General features: G+C 64.2%; 18 protein-coding genes. 16 read left to right on the plus strand and 2 right to left on the minus strand.

The features are described from left to right. The first annotated feature begins 33 nt into the window (after nucleotides 1-33). The 16 genes from ASC91_RS26030 (at nucleotide 34) to ASC91_RS26105 (ending at nucleotide 17,150) form a co-directional block, all read left to right on the plus strand. Nucleotides 34-1,107, plus strand: coding sequence for a Wzz/FepE/Etk N-terminal domain-containing protein (locus ASC91_RS26030; protein WP_082533035.1), 1,074 nt, complete (start codon nucleotides 34-36; stop codon nucleotides 1,105-1,107). Nucleotides 1,108-1,176: 69 nt separating this feature from the next. Beyond that, a complete protein-coding gene (locus tag ASC91_RS26035) occupies nucleotides 1,177-2,238 on the plus strand; it encodes a Gfo/Idh/MocA family protein (RefSeq protein WP_056204304.1) in 1,062 nt (353 codons plus the stop codon). Between the two features lie 6 nt (nucleotides 2,239-2,244). Next, on the plus strand, nucleotides 2,245-2,817 hold the full coding sequence (locus ASC91_RS26040; protein WP_056204307.1) for an acyltransferase: 573 nt from the start codon (nucleotides 2,245-2,247) through the stop codon (nucleotides 2,815-2,817). 2 nt (nucleotides 2,818-2,819) lie between these two features. Beyond that, on the plus strand, nucleotides 2,820-3,926 hold the full coding sequence (locus ASC91_RS26045) for a DegT/DnrJ/EryC1/StrS aminotransferase family protein (protein WP_056204310.1): 1,107 nt from the start codon (nucleotides 2,820-2,822) through the stop codon (nucleotides 3,924-3,926). Nucleotides 3,927-3,964: 38 nt separating this feature from the next. Then, the gene (locus tag ASC91_RS26050; protein ID WP_056204313.1) at nucleotides 3,965-5,320 is read left to right on the plus strand and encodes a hypothetical protein; all 1,356 of its coding nucleotides are present in this window, start codon (nucleotides 3,965-3,967) and stop codon (nucleotides 5,318-5,320) included. Further along, the gene (locus ASC91_RS26055; protein WP_056204316.1) at nucleotides 5,317-6,603 is read left to right on the plus strand and encodes a lipopolysaccharide biosynthesis protein; all 1,287 of its coding nucleotides are present in this window, start codon (nucleotides 5,317-5,319) and stop codon (nucleotides 6,601-6,603) included. Before ASC91_RS26050 ends, ASC91_RS26055 begins: the two co-directional genes overlap by 4 nt. Then, entirely contained in the window at nucleotides 6,600-7,790 is a 1,191-nt protein-coding gene (locus ASC91_RS26060; protein WP_056204318.1) for a glycosyltransferase family 4 protein, read from the plus strand. The genes ASC91_RS26055 and ASC91_RS26060 overlap by 4 nt, the downstream gene beginning before the upstream one ends. 2 nt (nucleotides 7,791-7,792) lie before the next feature. After that, on the plus strand, nucleotides 7,793-8,908 hold the full coding sequence (locus ASC91_RS29715) for a glycosyltransferase family 4 protein (RefSeq protein WP_056204321.1): 1,116 nt from the start codon (nucleotides 7,793-7,795) through the stop codon (nucleotides 8,906-8,908). Nucleotides 8,909-8,926: 18 nt separating this feature from the next. After that, nucleotides 8,927-10,066, plus strand: coding sequence for an N-acetyl sugar amidotransferase (locus tag ASC91_RS26070; RefSeq protein ID WP_082533023.1), 1,140 nt, complete (start codon nucleotides 8,927-8,929; stop codon nucleotides 10,064-10,066). After that, nucleotides 10,063-10,692 (plus strand): imidazole glycerol phosphate synthase subunit HisH, encoded by a 630-nt coding sequence (hisH, locus tag ASC91_RS26075; RefSeq protein WP_056204322.1) that lies wholly within the window; start codon nucleotides 10,063-10,065, stop codon nucleotides 10,690-10,692. Before ASC91_RS26070 ends, hisH begins: the two co-directional genes overlap by 4 nt. Continuing rightward, the gene (locus tag ASC91_RS26080; protein WP_056204325.1) at nucleotides 10,686-11,471 is read left to right on the plus strand and encodes an AglZ/HisF2 family acetamidino modification protein; all 786 of its coding nucleotides are present in this window, start codon (nucleotides 10,686-10,688) and stop codon (nucleotides 11,469-11,471) included. Before hisH ends, ASC91_RS26080 begins: the two co-directional genes overlap by 7 nt. A gap of 2 nt (nucleotides 11,472-11,473) precedes the next feature. Then, a complete protein-coding gene (locus ASC91_RS26085; RefSeq protein WP_056204328.1) occupies nucleotides 11,474-12,511 on the plus strand; it encodes a polysaccharide biosynthesis protein in 1,038 nt (345 codons plus the stop codon). A 4-nt stretch (nucleotides 12,512-12,515) separates the two neighbouring features. Beyond that, on the plus strand, nucleotides 12,516-13,628 hold the full coding sequence (locus ASC91_RS26090; RefSeq protein WP_056204331.1) for an NAD-dependent epimerase/dehydratase family protein: 1,113 nt from the start codon (nucleotides 12,516-12,518) through the stop codon (nucleotides 13,626-13,628). Next, nucleotides 13,625-14,758, plus strand: a complete 1,134-nt coding sequence (gene wecB, locus ASC91_RS26095; RefSeq protein ID WP_056204334.1) for a non-hydrolyzing UDP-N-acetylglucosamine 2-epimerase — start codon at nucleotides 13,625-13,627, stop codon at nucleotides 14,756-14,758. The genes ASC91_RS26090 and wecB overlap by 4 nt, the downstream gene beginning before the upstream one ends. A gap of 2 nt (nucleotides 14,759-14,760) precedes the next feature. After that, nucleotides 14,761-16,002 (plus strand): glycosyltransferase family 4 protein, encoded by a 1,242-nt coding sequence (locus ASC91_RS26100; protein ID WP_056204336.1) that lies wholly within the window; start codon nucleotides 14,761-14,763, stop codon nucleotides 16,000-16,002. Beyond that, on the plus strand, nucleotides 15,999-17,150 hold the full coding sequence (locus ASC91_RS26105; RefSeq protein ID WP_056204338.1) for a glycosyltransferase family 4 protein: 1,152 nt from the start codon (nucleotides 15,999-16,001) through the stop codon (nucleotides 17,148-17,150). The genes ASC91_RS26100 and ASC91_RS26105 overlap by 4 nt, the downstream gene beginning before the upstream one ends. On the opposite strand, the gene ASC91_RS26110 is transcribed toward ASC91_RS26105, so the two are convergent. Next, a complete protein-coding gene (locus ASC91_RS26110; RefSeq protein WP_056204341.1) occupies nucleotides 17,122-18,084 on the minus strand; it encodes an acyltransferase in 963 nt (320 codons plus the stop codon). The genes ASC91_RS26105 and ASC91_RS26110 overlap by 29 nt on opposite strands. A gap of 7 nt (nucleotides 18,085-18,091) precedes the next feature. Next, a complete protein-coding gene (locus ASC91_RS26115) occupies nucleotides 18,092-18,964 on the minus strand; it encodes an SDR family oxidoreductase (protein ID WP_056204344.1) in 873 nt (290 codons plus the stop codon). Nucleotides 18,965-18,969 lie beyond the last annotated feature (5 nt).

Here is an 18,969-nt window from a genome sequence, read left to right on the forward strand (position 1 = left end):
GGTTTTTCGATGCTTCCCAACAATGCGGCAAACATGCCCGTCGAATCCGAGTTGACCCTCTCCGAGTTTGCAGGCGCGCTGGGCGCTCGATGGCGCCTGCTGGTGGTCGCACCGCTCGCGACTGCCGTGCTGGGCCTGGGAGCCAGCTACCTCATTGCGCCCACGTTCATGGCCCGCACGAGCATCATGCCGCCCCAACAGCAGCAGAGCGCCGCGGCCGGCGCCCTGGCTTCTCTTGGAGCGCTGGCCGGGATATCCGGCGGTGTTCGCAATACCGGCGACCAGTACGTCACCTTCGCGCAGAGCCGCACCATCGCCGACCGCATGCTTGAGCGCTTCGACCTGAAGACGGTCTACGAAGAAAAGCTGGCGCACGACGCTCGCCTTGAGCTCATGCGCAACACCCGGATCAATCTTGGCAAGAAGGACGGTGTGATCTCCATTGAAGTGGACGACCACGATCCCAAGCGCGCTGCAGACATGGCAAACGCCTATGTTGAAGAGCTGCGCAAGCTCACCGCCGGCCTGACCCTGACCGAGGCACAGCAGCGGCGAGCCTTCTTCGAGGGGCAGTTGAAGCAGGTGCGCACCAAGCTCGACGCCGCCCAGGCTGCGCTGCAGGGCGTTGGTGTGTCGGCCGAGACTCTCAAGGCGGAACCCAAGGCTGCGATGGAAGCCGTGGCCCGCTTGCGCGCCGAGCTCACCAGCGCCGAAGTGCGTTTGCAGATGCTCAGCAGCAGCCTGGCCGAGCACACGCCCGAGGTGCAGCAGCAGACCGCCGCGGTCACGCGGCTGCGCAGCGAACTGGCGCGTGCCGGTCAGGCTGAGCAGTCCACCGCGGGGGCGGGCTACATCGGCGCCTATCGCGAGTTCAAGTATCAGGAGACGCTGTTCGACCTGATCGCCCGCCAGTACGAACTGGCGCGCGTGGATGAAAGCCGCGACGGTGGCCAACTGCAGGTCATCGACGTGGCCCAGGTGCCGGAGCGCAAATACAAACCCAAGCGCAGCCAGCTGATGATGGCCGGTTTTGCCCTGGCCCTGATCGCAGTGGCTGCTCATACCGCGCTGGTGCTGGTCCGCCAACGCGCCAAGAGCCAGATCTAGAGCGCTGATTGCCCGGCAGAACCGTTTCTGCCTGGAAATCCAGTTCCCCCATACCGAGCAGGCCCCTGCATGAACGCCCTTTTAAAACCCATTCTCGGCCGCAAGGTCCGATTCGCTCTGGTCGGCTGCGGCCGGATTGCGAACAACCATTTCGAGTCGATCAGGAAGCTCGCCGACGACTGCGAGTTGGTCGACGTATGCGACATCGAGCCCGACGCGCTGGCGGCCGCTACCGCGTCGACCGGTGCCAAGGGCCACGGGAACCTGACGGACATGCTGGCCGCCACCACGGCCGACTGCGTGATTCTCACGACGCCAAGCGGGCTGCATTCGCGCCAGGCCATCCAGGTCGCGCAGGCTGGTTTTCATGTGATGACCGAGAAGCCCATGGCTACGCGCTGGCAGGAAGGCCTGGACATGGTCCGCGCCTGCGACGAAGCCGGCGTGCGACTCTTCGTCGTGAAGCAGAACCGTCGCAACCCAACCTTGCAGGTGCTGAAGAACGCCGTCACAGCCGGGCGCTTCGGGCGGATCTACATGGTCAACGTCAATGTGTTCTGGACCCGCCCGCAGTCCTACTACGACAGCGCCGCTTGGCGCGGCACCTGGGAGTTCGACGGCGGCGCCTTCATGAACCAGGCCAGTCACTACATCGATCTGCTGGACTGGATCGTCGGCCCGGTGGAAAGTGTCATGGCCTACACGGGCACCCTGGCTCGGGACATCGAGGTTGAAGACACCGGCGTGGCGGCGGTGAAGTGGCGCAGTGGCGCCATGGGCTCGATCAACGTGACCATGCTCACCTATCCCAAGAATCTCGAGGGGTCGATCACCATCCTGGGCGAAAAGGGCTCGGCAGTCATTGGCGGCGTGGCCGTCAACGAGATCAAGCACTGGGAGTTCCAGACGCCCGATCCGGCGGACGCCAGCATCAAGGATGCCAGTTACCAGACCACGTCGGTCTATGGCATCGGCCACCCGCTCTACTACCTCAACGTCATCGACGTGTTGCGCGGCCAGGCCAAGGCAGAGACCGATGGTCGCGAAGGACTGAAGTCCCTGGAATTGCTGATCGGCATGTACCAGTCAGCCCGCGACGGCCGCCGCGTCAACCTGCCCCTGCAGTTCTGAGCCTGCATGAGCGTCAGCATCCACCCTTCCGCCATCGTTGACGAGGGCGCGCAGATCGGCGACGGCAGCCGCGTCTGGCACTTCGTGCACATCTGTGGCGGCGCGCGCATCGGGAAGGGCTGCTCCTTCGGACAGAACGTGTTCGTCGGCAACGACGTGAGCATCGGCAACAACGTCAAGGTGCAGAACAACGTCTCCGTCTACGACGCAGTGACGCTGGAGGACGACGTGTTCTGTGGCCCGAGCATGGTGTTCACCAATGTATACAACCCCCGCTCGGCAGTGACCCGCAAGGACGAATACCGTCGCACCGTCGTGCGCCAGGGTGCGACGCTGGGGGCCAACAGCACCATCGTCTGTGGCACGACGATCGGTCGCTTCGCCTTCATCGGCGCAGGCGCCGTCGTCAACCGCGACGTGCCCGACTTCGCCCTCATGCTCGGCGTGCCGGCGCGGCAGACCGGCTGGATGAGCCGCCATGGCGAGCGCCTCGAATTCATCGACGGCGAGGCGACCTGCCCCCAAACCCATGACCGCTATCGGCTCGTTGAAGGCCGATGCGAATTGATCCAAGACTGAACATGCAATTCATCGACCTCAAGAGCCAGTACCACGCGCTCAAGACCAGCATCGACGCTCGCATCCAGAAGGTACTCGACCACGGCCAATACATCATGGGCCCCGAAGTGGCCGAGCTCGAAGCCGCGCTCGCCCAATTGACCGGCGCCAAGCACTGCATCACCGTCTCCAGCGGCACCGAGGCCCTGCTGATTGCGCTGATGGCCGAGGGCATCGGTGCCGGCCACGAAGTCATTACCACGCCTTTCACCTTCGCCGCGACGGCCGAAACCATCGTGCTGGCCGGCGCCAAGCCGGTCTACGTGGACATCAAGCCGGGCGACTGCAATATCGATCCCGCCCTCATCGAGGCCGCCATCACGCCAGCCACGCGCGCCATCATGCCGGTGAGCCTGTATGGCCAGGTCGCCGACATGGACGAGATCAACGCCATCGCCGCCAAGCACAACCTATCGGTCATCGAAGACGCAGCACAGAGCTTCGGTGCGACCTACAAGGGCCGCAAGAGCTGCAATGTCTCGAAGATCGGCGCGACCAGCTTCTTCCCCAGCAAGCCGCTCGGCTGTTATGGCGATGGTGGTGCTCTATTCACCAGCGACGATGCCCTCGCGCAGGCCATGCGCGAGATCCGCGTGCATGGCCAGAGCCAGCGGTATACCCACACCCGCGTGGGAGTAGGTGGTCGCATGGACACGCTGCAATGCGCGATCGTGCTGGGCAAGCTTGAACGCTTTGAATGGGAGATCGCCCAGCGCAAGCAACTGGGTGATCGCTACGCGGAGCTGATCAAGGCCAGTGGCGCGCCGGTCGACCTGCTACCGGTGGCCGATGACCGCGACTGCGTGTGGGCTCAGTACACAGTCAAGGTCGAGGATCGCGCGGCCGTCATCGCCGCACTTAAAGAGCAGGGCATTCCGACGGCCGTGCACTACCCGCGCCCATTGCATCGCCAGCCGGCTTACGAAAGCCCGGACTGCCCGGCGGACAGCCTGCCACATAGCAACGCGGCTGCAGCGCGCGTCATGAGCTTGCCCATGAGCGCGGACCTCACAGAAATTCAACAGCTGCAAATCGTCGAGGCTCTCTCACGCGCGCTCCGTGGCGCTTGACTGAATTCCGCACCATCCCAGAAGGCCGGGGCAGTCAGATGAAGCGATTACTCTTTGCGCTCTTTGTCTTCTTGTACGCCGCCTCCTTCGGCTATGCCTACGTGGAGTACCTCAATCCAGTTTGGGAGTACTTCGGCTTCAAGATGTATCCCATGGACGGTGCCCGCCTCGCGGTCGGTGTATCGATGCTGGCCCTTAGCGCTTTCGCTCAGGCCCCCCGGATCACGACACCGGCCAGCTTGGTCGTCTTCGTTCTCTATTTCAATGTCTACATCCCCTGCCTGATCACGTCGCTGATGCTCAGCAGTGACGCACTGAGGCTCTATGGCCCCATGCTGCTCGCACTGACCGCCATCTTTGTGTTGGCCGGCATAGCCGCCTCCTCGTCGCAACCCGGCACACTCAAAGGCACCGATGGACTCCACCCGGGATTCGAACGCTTCGTGCTCATAGCATGGGCGCTGGCCTTTGTCATCATTGCTGCCTATTCAGGCTCGTCTCTGAGCTTGACCAGTCTCGACGATCCGGCCGCGGTTTACGAGCAGCGCACCGCGGGCGCTACTGACAATCCTGTCATCCGCTACATACAGACTTATTTCAGCAACATCTTCACGCCCACCCTGCTATGCATTGGGCTGATCAGGCGCCGTCCCCTCTGGATTGCCGGCGCCTTCGCAGGTGGTCTGTTGATGTATGCAGTCAATGCCCAGCGCACCCTGCTGCTGCTGCCGCTGATTCTGGTGGCTGTTTTCTTGCTCATCTCTCGACCACGCCTGCACCAGTACGCCGCACACACGATACTGGCTGTGTTGTCCGTTGCGATGATCTGGTCGGCACACACACAGGAGGAGAGCCTCTTTGGTGCGGCGTTCGCGGTTTTGCTGACATTCCGTACCATCGCCATTCCGGGCCTGACCGTCAGTCAGTACGAAGACCTGTTCTCAGAGATTGGTCATACCTACTGGTCCAACGTCAAGGGCTTCAGTCTATTCGTGCCGCCACCGGACTGGGCCTTCAATGAGCCCCTTTGGCCAGACCTCGGCTACATCGTTGGGGACAAGCTCTACAACAATCCCATCTTCAACGTGAACGCCAACCTGTTCGCCGGCGACGGCGTCGCGGCAGCGGGCACGGTCGGCATCCTCATCATCGGACTTGTATTCATCGGCTGGATCAAGCTTGTAGATCGGCTGTCGATGAGATGGAATACCTTGTTTGCTGCAATGGTGACATTGCCGCCCGCGATCTCGCTGACCAACGGGCACTTCTTCACAACCATGCTCTCGTTCGGCGGCATCTTTTGGTTACTGGTCTTCAGATTCGTTGAGCCACCGAAGATATCTGCACGCATGCAGGAGACTGCTCCGCAGCCCGCAGGAGACACGCCATCGTGACGGCGCGTGCGTCGTTCTGGTCAGACGTTCGCTGGCAGGCAATCGGCAACACCTCGGCCCAGGCGCTTGGTGTGCTTGGCATGCCGCTGCTGACGCGGCTGTATACGCCGGCCGACTTCGCCGCGCAAAGTGTGTTCTTGCAGTTTGCGATGTTCTTTTCCGGGCTGATGACTTGGCGCTACGAGTACTTCGTGCAGCTCCCCCGGCGTGATAGCGATGCCCTAGCCCTGCTGCGCCTTACGCTGCTGCTGGCCGTAGCTGGCTGCGTACTGCTGACGCCGTTGACATGGTTGTCAGCGCCATTGCTATCCATGGACCCAGGGCAGACACATTGGCTGTGGTTGAGCCCGATGACGGCAGCGTTGATCTCCCTATCCCTGGCCCATCAGCACTGGACGCAGCGCAAAGGCCTGTTCAAGCTGTCGGGCATGGGTGAAGTGCTGGCCAAGCTCGCCTACATTGGCACCGGTGTGCTGGCGACGTTGTGCGGCCTGGCAACATTGGGGCTGATTGCCACGATTGCTGCGGGCGCTGCAGCCAAGCTGGTCTTGCATCTGTTGGCCGGCCGCGCCGACCGACATATTGCAGCCAAGGCAGGTGGCGCCTCCAGCGCCATTCAAGCGGCTCGGACGCACGCGAGACACGCAGGCTCCATGTTTGGCTCGCACCTGCTGGGCACAGTCACAGGCTTGGTGACCATCCTTTTCATCGGCCAGTTCTACGGCAGCATCGATCTCGGCCAATACAGCCTGGTTGCGGCCACCATCTTTCTGCCGGCCGGGCTGATCGGCAGCGCAATCGGCCAAGTCTATTACCAGCGGGCTGCAGCCCTATGGTCACGGGGCGAATCCTTCGCGCCACTTTGGCGACAAACCTTCGCACGGCTCAGCGCGATTGGCGTGCTTGCGTACGCACTCATCGCCCTGCTGTCGCCTTGGGCCTATCCCTTCATCTTTGGTGATGCATGGGAGGCGGCGGGCAGGTATGCGGTCTGGATGTCGATAGCGGCCTTCTTCTCCTTCGTCAGTGCTCCCATGGACCGCTCAAGCCTGGTCGTTGGTCGCCTGCACTACCTGCCGATCTGGCACGCAGCAAGAGCACTGACCACACTGTGCGCGTTGGCCCTCGCCTGGCGCTGCGCGCTGTCCTTCGATGCTTTCATGGCCCTGCACGCCGCTCAAATGTCAGTCTTGTATGTCGTTGACCTGCTCGCCGAACGCAGCTTCGCACGCCTGTGTCCGCCCGACATGGCCCTATCACCCGTTGCACTCGCCGCTCAATGAGTCATGTGCTGATGATCTGCGACTTCTACAACCAGTCGCTCAGCTATCAGGAGAACTTGCTCGAAAGGTATTTCGGCAAGTTGGGCCATCGAGTCAGTATCGTCACGGCCACTACCACCGATGTGTTCGAGTTCGTAGAAAACCGCCACGACGCTCGGCGCCCTGCAAGTATCGAGCGCCACGGTACAACGACCGTCTACAGGCAACCCTATGCCTTCAACTTCGTTTCGCGAATTCGTAAGTTCAAGGGCGTGTCGGATCTGCTGGAGCGAGAGCGCCCCGACGTCATCTTCGTCCACGACATCCAGTTCAACCTGTCCGAAGTCAGCAGGTACAGACAACGCTACCCAGGCACGCGTGTCGTACTCGACTATCACGCAGACTTCAGCAACTCGGCACGCAACTGGCTATCCCTTGCGGTTCTGCATAAGGGCTTACGGAGGCCGCTGCTACACCGATACCTCTCGATGCTCGACGCGATCTATCCGGTCACCCCGGCCAGCCAGCGCTTTCTGAACGAGGTATACGGCGTCTCCAATGACCGCATGACGTTGCTACCGCTTGGTTGTGACATGGATGCGTGCCGCCGGATTCGCAACGAACGGCGTGGGCGCCAGCTGCGTCAACAATATGGCATTGACGCCAAAGCTTTGGTCATCTTCGGCGGTGGCAAATTAGCCCGTCCCAAACGCGTGGAACGCCTGCTCCGTGCCTTCCTGACCCTGCCTGGAGATTCGACATGGCTCATCATTGCCGGAGATGCCAGCAAGGATGACGCAGCGTACCTTGAAGAATTGCGCGGACTTGCCGGCAGTCATCCACGCATCCGCTTCACCGGCTGGCTCGATCAAGAAGCCATCCTCGCCCACCTGGATCTGGCCGACCTCGCGGTCTTCCCTGGCAGCCAATCAATCCTTTGGCAACAAGCGATCGGAATGGGCAAGCCTTTGCTGATCGGAGAACCCAAGGCAGTCATTGGCGGCGATCAGGAAGTTGGCTACCTGAACCGCCACGCCAATCTGGAGTTGTGCATAGAACCAGAGGGTGCACATGCACTCCTGAGCGCCCGCCTGTCGGCCCTGGCAGCGGACCGCACGCAAGTAGAGGATATGGCCGCTGGGGCGTTGCGCACGGCCGATGAGTTGCTCGACTGGAACGTCATCGCTACGCAGACGCTTGGAACTTGAGCATGAAGGTCTTGTTCATTGCGCCACTGCCCGACCCGGTCACCGGCCAATCGCTGGCCTGCCGGGTATTTCTCGACGAACTCGAGAAGCAATACGAGATCGACGTCATCAACATCAACAAGACCAGCCTGAAGAGCGGTGTGATGGGTGGCGCACTGGGGCGCGTGCGCGAGGTGCTGGGATTTGTCTGGCAGGCTTGGCGCCGGGCCCGGCACTGCGACCTTGTCTATTTCACGATCTCGGAGTCGGTGGCCGGCAATTTGAAAGATCTGTTGATCTACGCCGTTTGCGCCAGCCGGCTGTCGCGCATGGCCATTCACCTGCACGGCGGCGCCGGCATGAAGGCTCTGCTGCGCGACCACCCTCTGCTTGCGGCCCTCAACCGCTTCTTCTGGGGACGCATGGGTGCTGTCATCCTGCTCGGCGAGCGGCACCTGCCACTACTGGAGGGCCTGCCGCAACGTTGGCGCGAGCGGCACGCCCATCTCATACCCAACTTCGCGCAGGACTATCTATTCCGCGATGTCGCCGAGATCGAGACCAAGTTCGCCGCGTCCGGGCCGCTGCGCCTGCTCTATCTGAGCAACCTGATTCCCGGTAAAGGCCACGAGGAACTGCTGGGCGCCTACCAAAGCCTGAGCCCCGCGGAACAGGCGCGAATCCGGCTGGATTTTGCCGGCGCCTTCGAAAGCGAAGCCGCCCGCGGCGAGTTCCTGGCGCGGGCCGCCGGGTTGCCCAACGTCAGCTATCACGGCATCGTCGGTGGCACAGCGAAGGCTGGGCTGCTGGGCGACGCACATGTCTTCTGCCTGCCCACCTACTACCCTTACGAGGGCCAGCCAATCTCCATCCTGGAGGCCTACGCTTCCGGCTGCGCCGTCATCACGACGGACCACAGCGGCATCTTCGACGTTTTCGCGCCGGGCGAATGCGGGCTGGCGGTACAGCCACGCTCAGCGGAGTCGATCACTGCTGCGCTGCGGCAATGCCTTGCTGATCGCCAGGCGCTACTGAGGCAAGCACTTCATAACCGTCAACTGGCGGACGAGCGCTACAGGGTTGCTACCTACAATCGCCGTCTTCTCTCGGTGCTCTCCACGCTGGACGCAGCCGCCTGACCCCCATTTGCCAGAACCATGCCCTTGCGCCCTTACCAGATCTGCTCCAACTGCATCATGGACACGTCCGACTCCGGCATCGTGTTCGACGAGCGCGGCTGGTGCGACTACTGCAACAACTACCACCGCAACATCCTGCCCAACTGGCACACCGACGAGCGCGGTGAGCGCGAGATCATGGCGCAGGTCGAGCAGATCAAGCGCGACGGCAAGGGCAAGGACCATGACTGCCTGATCGGCCTGTCCGGTGGCGTCGACAGCTCCTATGTGACCTATCTGGCCAAGGAAAAGTTCGGCCTGCGTCCGCTGCTGTATCACGTCGACGCCGGCTGGAACTCGCAGCAGGCGGTCAACAACATCGAGAAGCTGGTCGACGGCCTGGGGCTGGATCTTTTCACCGAGGTCATCGACTGGCCTGAGATGCGTGACCTGCAGCTGGCCTTCTTCAAGGCCCAGGTGCCGCACCTTGACACGCCGCAGGACCACGCCTTTTTCGCGGGCCTCTACAACTTCGCGGCCAAGAACAACGCGAAATACATCCTGACCGGTGCCAACTACTCGACCGAGTGCGTTCGCGAGCCGCTGGAGTGGCATTACCACGCGTCCGACGTGCGCCAGCTCAAGGACATCCACCGCCGTTTCGGCACGCGGCCGCTGAAGAAGTTCCCGCTCGCGGGCATCTTCCGCTTCAAGATCTACTACCGCTTCTTCAAGGGCGTGCAGGTCGTCAAGCCGCTGAACTGCGTGCCCTTCTACAAGGAAGCGGCCATGGACGAACTGGTGGACAAGTTCGGCTGGCAGAAGTACGCGCACAAGCACTACGAGTCGCGCTTCACGCGCTTCTACGAGGGCTACTGGCTGCCCAGCAAGTTCGGCTACGACAAGCGCCGCGCGCATTTCTCCAGCCTGATCCTGACCGGCCAGCTCAAGCGCGAGGACGCGCTCGCCAAGATCGCCATCCCCGCCTATGACGAGGAAACGCTGGCGCACGACTTCGAATACATCGCCACCAAGCTCGGCCTGACGGTCGCCGAGCTGCAGGCGCTGCACCGCGGCGAGCCCAAGACGTACAAGGACTACGCCAACGACATGGCCATCATCGACCTCGGCACCCGGGTGCTGCGCGCGCTCGGCGTGCAAAGGGCCATCATTCGATGATCACCATCGTCAGCTACGGCGTCGGCAATATCGGTGCGCTGGCCACCATGTACAAGCGCATGAGCATCCCCACGCGCTTCGCGACGACGGCCGCCGAGATCGAGGACGCCACGCATGTCATCCTGCCGGGCGTCGGCGGTTTCGACGATGCGATGAACCGTCTCAACGCCTCCGGGCTGCGCGAGCCGCTGGATGCGATGGTCGCCCGTGGCGGCGTGCCGGTACTTGGCATCTGCGTGGGCATGCAGATGCTCGGTGAGTCCAGCGACGAGGGCCAATGCCGGGGCCTGGGCTGGGTTCCCGGCCAGGTGAAGCATTTCGACAGCACCGGCAAGATGGCGGGCCTGCCGCTGCCGCACATGGGCTGGAACGACGTGAACCCGGTCGCCGGTGCGCCGCTGTTCAAGGGCCTCGAGACCGACGCGCGCTTTTACTTTCTGCATTCCTATTACTTCGAGTGCAGCGACCCGGCTCATATCGCCGCCCGTGCCGAGTACGGCTCGACGTTCGCCGCTTCGGTGCGCAATGGCTGCATCTACGGCATGCAGGGCCACCCCGAGAAGAGCCACCATTGGGGCGCGGCCATGCTGAAGAACTTCGCCGAACTGGAGTCTTCGACATGCTGAGGCCGCGCATCACCCCCTGCCTGCTCGTGCACGAGGGCGGCCTCGTGAAGACCGTCGGCTTCAAGGACCCGAAGTACGTCGGCGACCCGATCAACGCGGTCAAGATCTTCAACGAGAAGGAAGCCGACGAGCTCGTCGTCCTCGACATCGACGCGACGCGCAACGGCGTCGAGCCCGACTACAAGCTGATCCAGGACCTGGCCGCCGAATGCCGCATGCCGCTGGCCTATGGCGGCGGCGTGCGCACGCCGGAGCAGGCCAAGCGCATCATCGAGCTCGGCGTCGAGAAGGTCTGCATCAGCAGTGCCGCCGTCGAGGACCCGACCTGCATCCGCCGCATCGCTGACGCCGTCGGCGGCCAGAGCGTCGTCGTCGTGCTCGACGTGCGCAAGAAGTCGGGTCTGTTCGCCAGCGGCTATGAGCTGTGCACGCACAACGCGACCAAGGCCCACAAACTGGACCCGATCGCCTTCGCGCGCGAATGCCAAGCCCAGGGCGCCGGCGAGATCGTGCTGAACTCGGTCGATCGCGACGGCGTCATGAAGGGCTATGACCTCGACCTCGCCAAGCAGATGCGCGCCGCGCTGCGCATCCCGATGAGCGTGCTCGGCGGCGCCGGGTCGCTCGCCGACATCGAGGCGCTGATCAAGGCCTGCGGCGTCATCGGCGCCGCGGCCGGCAGCCTCTTCGTCTTCAAGGGTCAGTACCGCGCGGTACTGATCAATTACCCGCAGCCGGCCCAGAAGGACGCCCTCTTCGCCGCTGCCCTCCCCCGCTGAACATGTTTGACGACAAGACTCTGCTCATCACCGGTGGCACCGGCAGCTTCGGCAATGCCGTGCTGCGCCGCTTCCTCGACTCCGGCCTGCGTGAGATCCGCATCCTCAGCCGCGACGAGAAGAAGCAGGACGACATGCGCAAGAAGTACGCATCGCCCAAGCTGAAGTTCTACATCGGCGATGTGCGTGACCCGCGCGCTGTCGCGGGCGCCATGCGCGGCGTGGACTACTGCTTCCACGCCGCCGCGCTCAAGCAGGTGCCATCCTGCGAGTTCCATCCCATGGAGGCCGTGCGTACCAATGTGCTGGGCACCGAGAACGTGCTCGACGCCGCCATCCAGGCTCGTGTGAAGCGCGTCATCTGCCTGTCCACCGACAAGGCCGTCTACCCGATCAACGCGATGGGCATCTCCAAGGCCATGATGGAGAAGGTCATGGTCGCCGCGTCGCGCAATCTCGAGGGCACGAGCACCGTCATCTGCGGCACGCGCTACGGCAACGTGATGGCCTCGCGCGGCTCGGTCATCCCGCTGTTCGTCGAGCAGGTGCGCGCCGGCAAGCCAATCACGCTGACCGACCCCGCGATGACGCGCTTCATGATGACGCTGGACGACGCGGTCGAGCTCGTGCTCTATGCCTTCGAGCATGGCCGCAACGGCGACATCTTTGTGCAGAAGGCGCCCGCGGCGACGATCCGCGTGCTGGCCGAGGCCGTGCTCGGTGTCATCGGCGCGCCCGACCATGCCATCCGCGAGATCGGCACGCGCCACGGCGAGAAGCTCTACGAGGCGCTGCTGAGCCGCGAGGAGCGCGCCGGCGCCGAGGACCTGGGCGGCTACTACCGCATCCCGCCCGATGGCCGCGACCTGAACTACACCAAGTTCGTCGAGCAGGGCGAGACGCGCATCCAGGACGCCGAGGACTACACCTCGCACAACACCGAGCGCCTGGACTTGGCCGGCATGACGGCGCTGCTGATGAAGCTCGACTTCATGCGCCGCCTCGCCGCGGGCGAGGCCAACGTGACGGCGGAGGATTGACGTCGTGAAGATCGGCATCACCGGTGCATCGGGCTTCGTCGGCCGCAACCTGCAATGGCGGCTGCGCGAGGCCGGCCATGCCGACGTGCGTCTGATTTCCCATCGGGCGGGCGACGCCGAGCTCATCGAGCAGCTGAGCGGCCTGGACTTTGTCTATCACCTGGCCGGCGTGAACCGGCCGCAGGACCCGGCCGAGTTCGATGACGGCAATGCAGACTTCAGCCTGCGCCTGATCGCCATCCTGGGCAGCCTGCCCGACTCGCCACCGATCGCCTTCGCGTCGTCTACGCAGGCCACGCTCGACAACGTCTATGGCCGCAGCAAGCGTGCCGCCGAAGACGCGCTGCTGCACTACCAGCGCCAATGCCGCGTGCCGGTCTACATCTTCCGGCTGACCAACGTGTTCGGCAAATGGTGCCGGCCCAACTACAACTCGGTCGTCGCGACCTTCTGCCACAACATCGCGCGCGGCCTGACCGTCACGATCAACGACCCGGCCGCGCCGCTGCGCCTGGTCTACATCGACGACGTCATCGACCAGATGCTGGCACTGTTGGGAGCCACGCCGCCGGCCGCCGGCTTCGTCGATGTCGAGCCGACGTACGAGACGACCGTCGGCGAGCTGGCCCAGACCCTGAACGGCTTTCGCGCCACGCGCGAGGGCCTGCTGATCGACCGCGTGGGCACCGGTCTGACGCGGGCGCTGTACGCCACCTACGTCAGCTACCTGCCGAGCGAGGCCTTCGCCTACCAGGTGCCCCGCCACGCCGACCCGCGTGGTGTCTTCGTCGAGATGCTGAAGACGCCGGACTGCGGGCAGTTCAGCTATTTCACGGCCGGCCCCGGCATCACGCGCGGCGAGCATTACCACCACACCAAGACCGAGAAGTTCCTCGTCATCAAGGGCACTGCGCATTTCGGCTTCCGCCATATCGACAGCGGCGAGACGCATGAACTCGTCACGCGTGGTGGCGAAGCGCAGATCGTCGAGACCATTCCGGGCTGGACCCACAACATCACCAACATCGGTGACGACGAGCTCATCGTCATGCTCTGGGCCAACGAGATCTTCGACCGCGCGCGCCCCGACACGACCGCCATGAAAGTCAAGCCATGAAGAAGCTCAAGGTGCTGACCGTCGTTGGCACGCGCCCCGAGATCATCCGACTGTCGCGCGTCATGGCCGCGCTGGACGAACACTGCGACCACATCCTCGTCCACACGGGCCAGAACTACGACTACGAGCTCAACCAGGTCTTCTTCGACGACCTCGGCGTGCGCAAGCCCGCACACTTCCTGAACGCGGCCCAGGGCGGCGCGGCGCAGACCATCGGCAACATCATCGGGGGCATCGACACGGTGCTGGAGGCGGAGCAACCCGAGGCGATGCTGGTGCTCGGCGACACCAACTCCTGCCTGGCCGTCATTGCGGCCAAGCGCCGCAAGATCCCGATCTTCCACATGGAAGCCGGCAACCGCTGCTTCGACATGCGCGTGCCGGAGGAGACCAACCGCCGCATCGTCGACCACACGGCCGACATCAACCTCACCTACAGCACGATCGCCCGCGACTACCTGCTGCGCGAGGGCCTGCCGCCCGACCAGATCATCAAGACCGGCAGCCCGATGTTCGAGGTGCTGAACCATTACCGCGACGGCATCGCAGCGTCGGACGTGCTGAGCCGCCTCAGCCTCGATGAGCAGCGCTATTTCGTCGTCAGCGCCCACCGCGAAGAGAACATCGAATCGCCGCGCACCTTCGGCAAGCTCGTCGGCATCTTGAACGCGGTCGCCGAGGACCATGGCCTGCCCGTCATCGTGTCCACCCACCCGCGGACGCAAAAGCGCATCGATGCAGAGGGCGTCAAGTTCCACGCCGGCGTGCGGTTGATGAAGCCGCTGGGCTTTCTGGACTACGTGCGGCTGCAATCCTCGGCCATGGCCGTGCTGTCCGACAGCGGCACGATCAACGAGGAGTCGTCGATCCTCAACTTCCCCGCGCTGAACCTGCGCGAGGCCCACGAGCGCCCCGAAGGCATGGAGGAAGGCGCCGTCATGATGACCGGGCTGTCGGTGGAGCGAGTACGCCAGGGCCTGGCCGTGCTGGCATCCCAGGCTCGCGGCGAACAGCGCAGCCTGCGCCTGGTGGCCGACTACAGCATGCCCAACGTCTCCGCCAAGGTCGTGCGCATCATTCACAGCTACACCGACTATGTGAAGCGCGTGGTCTGGCGCCAGTACGACTGAGGATGCGCGTTCTCGTCGTCAGCCAGTACTTCTGGCCCGAAGCCTTTCGCGTCAACGAAATCGTCTCCGAGCTGCGTGCACGCGGCCATGAAGTGACCGTGCTGACCGGCCGGCCCAACTACCCCGGCGGCCAGGTCTTCGACGATTACGCGGCGGACCCGGCGGCGTTTGCCGAGTACCACGGCGCCGAGGTCATTCGCCTGCCCCTGCGGCCCCGCGGCAAGGGCTCGATCCGCCTGTTGCTGAATTACTGGAGCTTCGTCTTCTGGGGCTGCCTGCTGGGGCCGTGGAGGTTGCGTGGGCGTCGCTTCGACGCGATCTTCTGCTTCGAGACCTCGCCCATCACCTCGGCCCTGCCGGCCGTGCTGCTGCGCCGCATCAAGCGGGCCCCCCTGCTGCTGTGGGTGCTGGACCTGTGGCCCGACACCTTGTCGGCTGTCGGCATGGTGCGCTCGCCGCGGATGCTGGACTGGGTGGGTGGGCTGGTCGCCTTCATCTACAAGCGCTGTGACCTGATCCTGGGCCAGTCGCGCTCCTTCTTCGCACCAATCGAGCGTTGGTCGCGCGCACCTGAGAAGACGCGCTACTTCCCCCAGTGGGCGGAGGAGGCCTTCGACCGTGATCTGGCCGAAGTGGAGACCGCCACCGAACTGGCGCCGCACCGCGGCGCATTCAAGGTCATGTTCGCCGGCAATATCGGCGACGCGCAGGATTTCCCGGCCATCCTCGCGGCCGCCGAGACGATGCGGGAGCGCAGGGATGTCCACTGGCTGGTCGTTGGCGACGGCCGTGCGGCCGAGTGGGTGCGGGACGAGATCGCAAGGCGCCAGCTGGGCGACACCGTCTTCATGCTCGGCCGGCATCCGCTTGAGCGCATGCCCTCGTTCTTCAAGGGTGCCGATGCGCTGCTCGTGTCGCTCAAGGCCGAGCCCATCTTCGCCATGACCATTCCTGGCAAGGTCTCCGCCTACCTGTCGGCCGGCAAGCCGCTGCTGGCGATGCTCGATGGCGAGGGCGCCAAGGTGGTGGAGGAAGCAGGCGCTGGGCTGACCTGCCCTGCCAGCGACAGCGCCGCACTGGCCCATCAGGTGAGCCTGCTGGCCAGCATGTCCGAGCTGGAGCGTCTCGCCATGGGCTTGAAGGCGCGGGCGTATTGCCGCTCCCAGTTCCACCGCGACACGCTGATTGGCCAGCTCGAACAATGGCTGCAGGAGGCGAGCCAGGGCTTTCGCAAACAGCGATGAGCAGACCGCGCGTCCTGGTGCTCAACCCTCACTTCCTGCCCGGCAGCAAGGGGGGCGGTTCGGTGACGGCGGTGGTGAGCCTCGTCGCGCACCTGAAGGACGACTTCGACTTCGTCGTTGCCGCCAGCGCGCACGACCTGCACACCGCCGAGCCCTATTCCGCCGCGGCCTGCCTTGAGGCACAGAAAAAAGCCGGCGTCGCGTTGCACCATCTGCCGCGCGGCCTTGCCGGCCTCAGGTCGATGCAAAAGCTGCTGAGCCAGCCGTGGGATCTGGTCTACCTGAACAGCTTCCTGTCGCCGGTATTCACGGCCCTGCCGCTGCTGCTGCGACGGCTGCGCCGGCTCGATCTGCCCGTGCTTCTTGCGCCCCGAGGCGAGCTCATGAGTGGCGCGCTGATGCAGCGCCGAGCAAAGAAGCTGCTCTACCTGCGGCTGCTGCGAGGGCTGGGCATGTTCCGAGGGCTGCAGTTCCATGCCACCAGCGAGACAGAGCGGCAAGGACTGCGCGACTTCGGCTTCGCTGCTGTCCACCTCGTCGCCGACCTCCCGCCGCGGGCGCAGGCATTGCCGACACCACGCTGTGCTGACGAATCAGCGCCCTTGAAGGTCGTTTTTCTCTCGCGCATCGAGGCCAAGAAGAACCTGTTGTTCGCGCTGGAAGCGCTGGCCAAGGTCACGGCGCCCGTGTCCCTGGACATCGTCGGGCCTATCGGCAATGAAGCCTATTGGGACGCCTGTCGCGAGGCGACGACGCGCCTGCCCGACTGGGTGCACACCCGCTATCTCGGCCCGGTCGACCCCGAACAGGTCGTCGCCACGTTGGCGCACTACGAGTTGTTCCTGTTTCCGACCCGGGCAGAGAACAACGGCTATGTGATCCATGAGGCGCTGCTGGCGGGCTGCTCCCTGCTGATCAGCGATCAAACCCCATGGCGACATCTTGCTGCGGCCGGTGTTGGCGCCGATCTGCCGCTGCAGGTCTCGCAATTCGCACAAGCCGTGGACGCGTTTGCCGCCCTGCCTGCTGGTGAACGGCTTGCGCAGCGCCAGCGCGCTCAAGGCTACGGCGCAGCCAGGCTCAATGCCGAGGCCGACATCGCCGCGATGCGGACGCTGCTCACGCAGGCGGCGTCAGGGCATCGCTAGTGCCCGCCTTGTTCAACCTGCCCAGCAAGGGTTTCTCGACCCATAGGTGCAGCCAGACCCCCGCCAGCACCGCACCCGACAGCATCACGGGGTAGAGCACCCAACCCCAGGTTTGGCCACGAAGGCCAACCCACATGGCGGCCTTGCATGCCGCGCTGATGAAGGGGTAGTGAACCAGGTAGATGCAGTAGGAAGCGTCGCCCAGCAGTTGCAGTGCGGGATGTCGACCGAACACGTGGCCGGCGCGCTCCGCGCTGACGAGGCCCAGCACCAGAATCGCCGCGCCGATGCCGAGCCAGAGCGTGGGTTTCAGGCCCGTGGTGACGTCGTACACACAGGCGCCCACGAATACCGCCGCACCCAGCAGCGCCACCGTCCGCCCAGGCAGGGCCAGCCGCCGCTGATCGATGACGGCGCACAGCGCACCGGCGAGAAAGAGCGCCAGATAGACGGTGCCGTCGGGCCAGCAGAACAGCGCGGCGGCGAGCGCGGCCAAGCCCAGGGCGGGATGAAGAATCAGCGCAGCGAACAGCCCGTAGAACACCACCTCCCACTGCAGCGACCAGGCCACCGAAATGACCGGCGCTGATTCCGCCGGCACCAGCAGCAGGGCCCGCACGAGTTCAACAGCCGACAGGTTGACGATGCCATGGGCGCCGGCATAGGCCGCCAGGAAGACGATCCAGTAGATGGGGTAGATCCTGGCGAAACGCTTCCACAGGAATCGCCCGATACGCCGGGGCTGATGGATATCGCGGCGATGCGCCGACGTGATGATGAAGCCGCTCAGCACGAAGAAGAACTCGACGCCGGCATGCCCGAACGGCGCCAGGAACGCGCTCACGCCGAAGTAGTGCTGGATGGCCAGGCCGAGGTGAAAGCACAGCACCATCAGTGCCGCAATGGCCCGGCCAGCCTGCAGGGACTGCAGCATCTGGCCGTCAGCCGAACATGTGCATTCGGGTCACCATCTCGTGCCAGTCGGGCGAGCGGTAGCCGGTGGCGGCCTCGAAACGACCGGCGTTCAAGGACCTGTCCAGGACGGGAAGCGGTTCGGCGTTGATCGTGTTGCCGCGGTCGTAGACGCGAGCCACCATCTGCAGCAGCTCGTACTTGCTGATGGCCGGCCCGGCCACATGGTAGATACCGCGCAGCTCCGGGTTGGGCAGCACGAACTCCTGGATGACGCGGGCGAGTTCGACCGTCGGCAGCGCCGAGAAGATGGCGTTGCTGAAGCCAGACACCGTACCGGACTGGGCCAGAAACCACCCCAGCAGCGCATGCGAGGTGTGGAGCTCATGGCCAATGATGGACGTCCGCAGCGTGACGGCGTTCTCATAATCCACCTCGCCCATGAGCTTGCTGCGACCGTAGAGGTCGGCGGCGTCCGGGACGTCCGACTCGGCGTAGTTGCCGGCGGCGCCCGAGAACACGCAGTCCGTGCTGATGTGGACGAGTCGTGCGCCGTGATCCTGCGCGAGCCGGGTGAGGCGATGAGGAAGCAATGCGTTGATCGGAATCGTCAGCGCGGGCGCATCGGCGCCGGCCAACTGCTTGACGATGCCGATGCAGTTGATGATGACGTCCGGACGCGCTTCGGCCAACAGCCGCCGCATCGCGGACAGGTCGCCGGCATCTTCGCAAGCAATGAACGATGCGGACGGCGCGCGCGCCCTCAGGCCCTCGACCGTTTCGACACGCCGCACAGCGCCGACGACGGCATAGGACGGGTCTTGCGAGAACCAGCGCAGCACGGCGTTGCCCAGCATGCCATTGGCGCCGAGAACCAGGAGTCGCTTGGGGGAATGCGTCATAAGCA

The organism is Pelomonas sp. Root1237 (genome assembly GCF_001425055.1).
Classification (GTDB): domain Bacteria; phylum Pseudomonadota; class Gammaproteobacteria; order Burkholderiales; family Burkholderiaceae_C; genus Pelomonas.

What these genes read in the sequence shown, in the direction of transcription:
- ASC91_RS26030 (WP_082533035.1), top strand. Translation starts at nt 34, where the DNA reads ATGCCCGTCGAATCCGAGTTGACCCTCTCCGAGTTTGCAGGCGCGCTG.
- ASC91_RS26035 (WP_056204304.1), top strand. Translation starts at nt 1,177, where the DNA reads ATGAACGCCCTTTTAAAACCCATTCTCGGCCGCAAGGTCCGATTCGCT.
- ASC91_RS26040 (WP_056204307.1), top strand. Translation starts at nt 2,245, where the DNA reads ATGAGCGTCAGCATCCACCCTTCCGCCATCGTTGACGAGGGCGCGCAG.
- ASC91_RS26045 (WP_056204310.1), top strand. Translation starts at nt 2,820, where the DNA reads ATGCAATTCATCGACCTCAAGAGCCAGTACCACGCGCTCAAGACCAGC.
- ASC91_RS26050 (WP_056204313.1), top strand. Translation starts at nt 3,965, where the DNA reads ATGAAGCGATTACTCTTTGCGCTCTTTGTCTTCTTGTACGCCGCCTCC.
- ASC91_RS26060 (WP_056204318.1), top strand. Translation starts at nt 6,600, where the DNA reads ATGAGTCATGTGCTGATGATCTGCGACTTCTACAACCAGTCGCTCAGC.
- ASC91_RS29715 (WP_056204321.1), top strand. Translation starts at nt 7,793, where the DNA reads ATGAAGGTCTTGTTCATTGCGCCACTGCCCGACCCGGTCACCGGCCAA.
- ASC91_RS26070 (WP_082533023.1), top strand. Translation starts at nt 8,927, where the DNA reads ATGCCCTTGCGCCCTTACCAGATCTGCTCCAACTGCATCATGGACACG.
- hisH (WP_056204322.1), top strand. Translation starts at nt 10,063, where the DNA reads ATGATCACCATCGTCAGCTACGGCGTCGGCAATATCGGTGCGCTGGCC.
- ASC91_RS26080 (WP_056204325.1), top strand. Translation starts at nt 10,686, where the DNA reads ATGCTGAGGCCGCGCATCACCCCCTGCCTGCTCGTGCACGAGGGCGGC.
- ASC91_RS26085 (WP_056204328.1), top strand. Translation starts at nt 11,474, where the DNA reads ATGTTTGACGACAAGACTCTGCTCATCACCGGTGGCACCGGCAGCTTC.
- wecB (WP_056204334.1), top strand. Translation starts at nt 13,625, where the DNA reads ATGAAGAAGCTCAAGGTGCTGACCGTCGTTGGCACGCGCCCCGAGATC.
- ASC91_RS26100 (WP_056204336.1), top strand. Translation starts at nt 14,761, where the DNA reads ATGCGCGTTCTCGTCGTCAGCCAGTACTTCTGGCCCGAAGCCTTTCGC.
- ASC91_RS26105 (WP_056204338.1), top strand. Translation starts at nt 15,999, where the DNA reads ATGAGCAGACCGCGCGTCCTGGTGCTCAACCCTCACTTCCTGCCCGGC.
- ASC91_RS26110 (WP_056204341.1), bottom strand. Translation starts at nt 18,084, where the DNA reads ATGCTGCAGTCCCTGCAGGCTGGCCGGGCCATTGCGGCACTGATGGTG.
- ASC91_RS26115 (WP_056204344.1), bottom strand. Translation starts at nt 18,964, where the DNA reads ATGACGCATTCCCCCAAGCGACTCCTGGTTCTCGGCGCCAATGGCATG.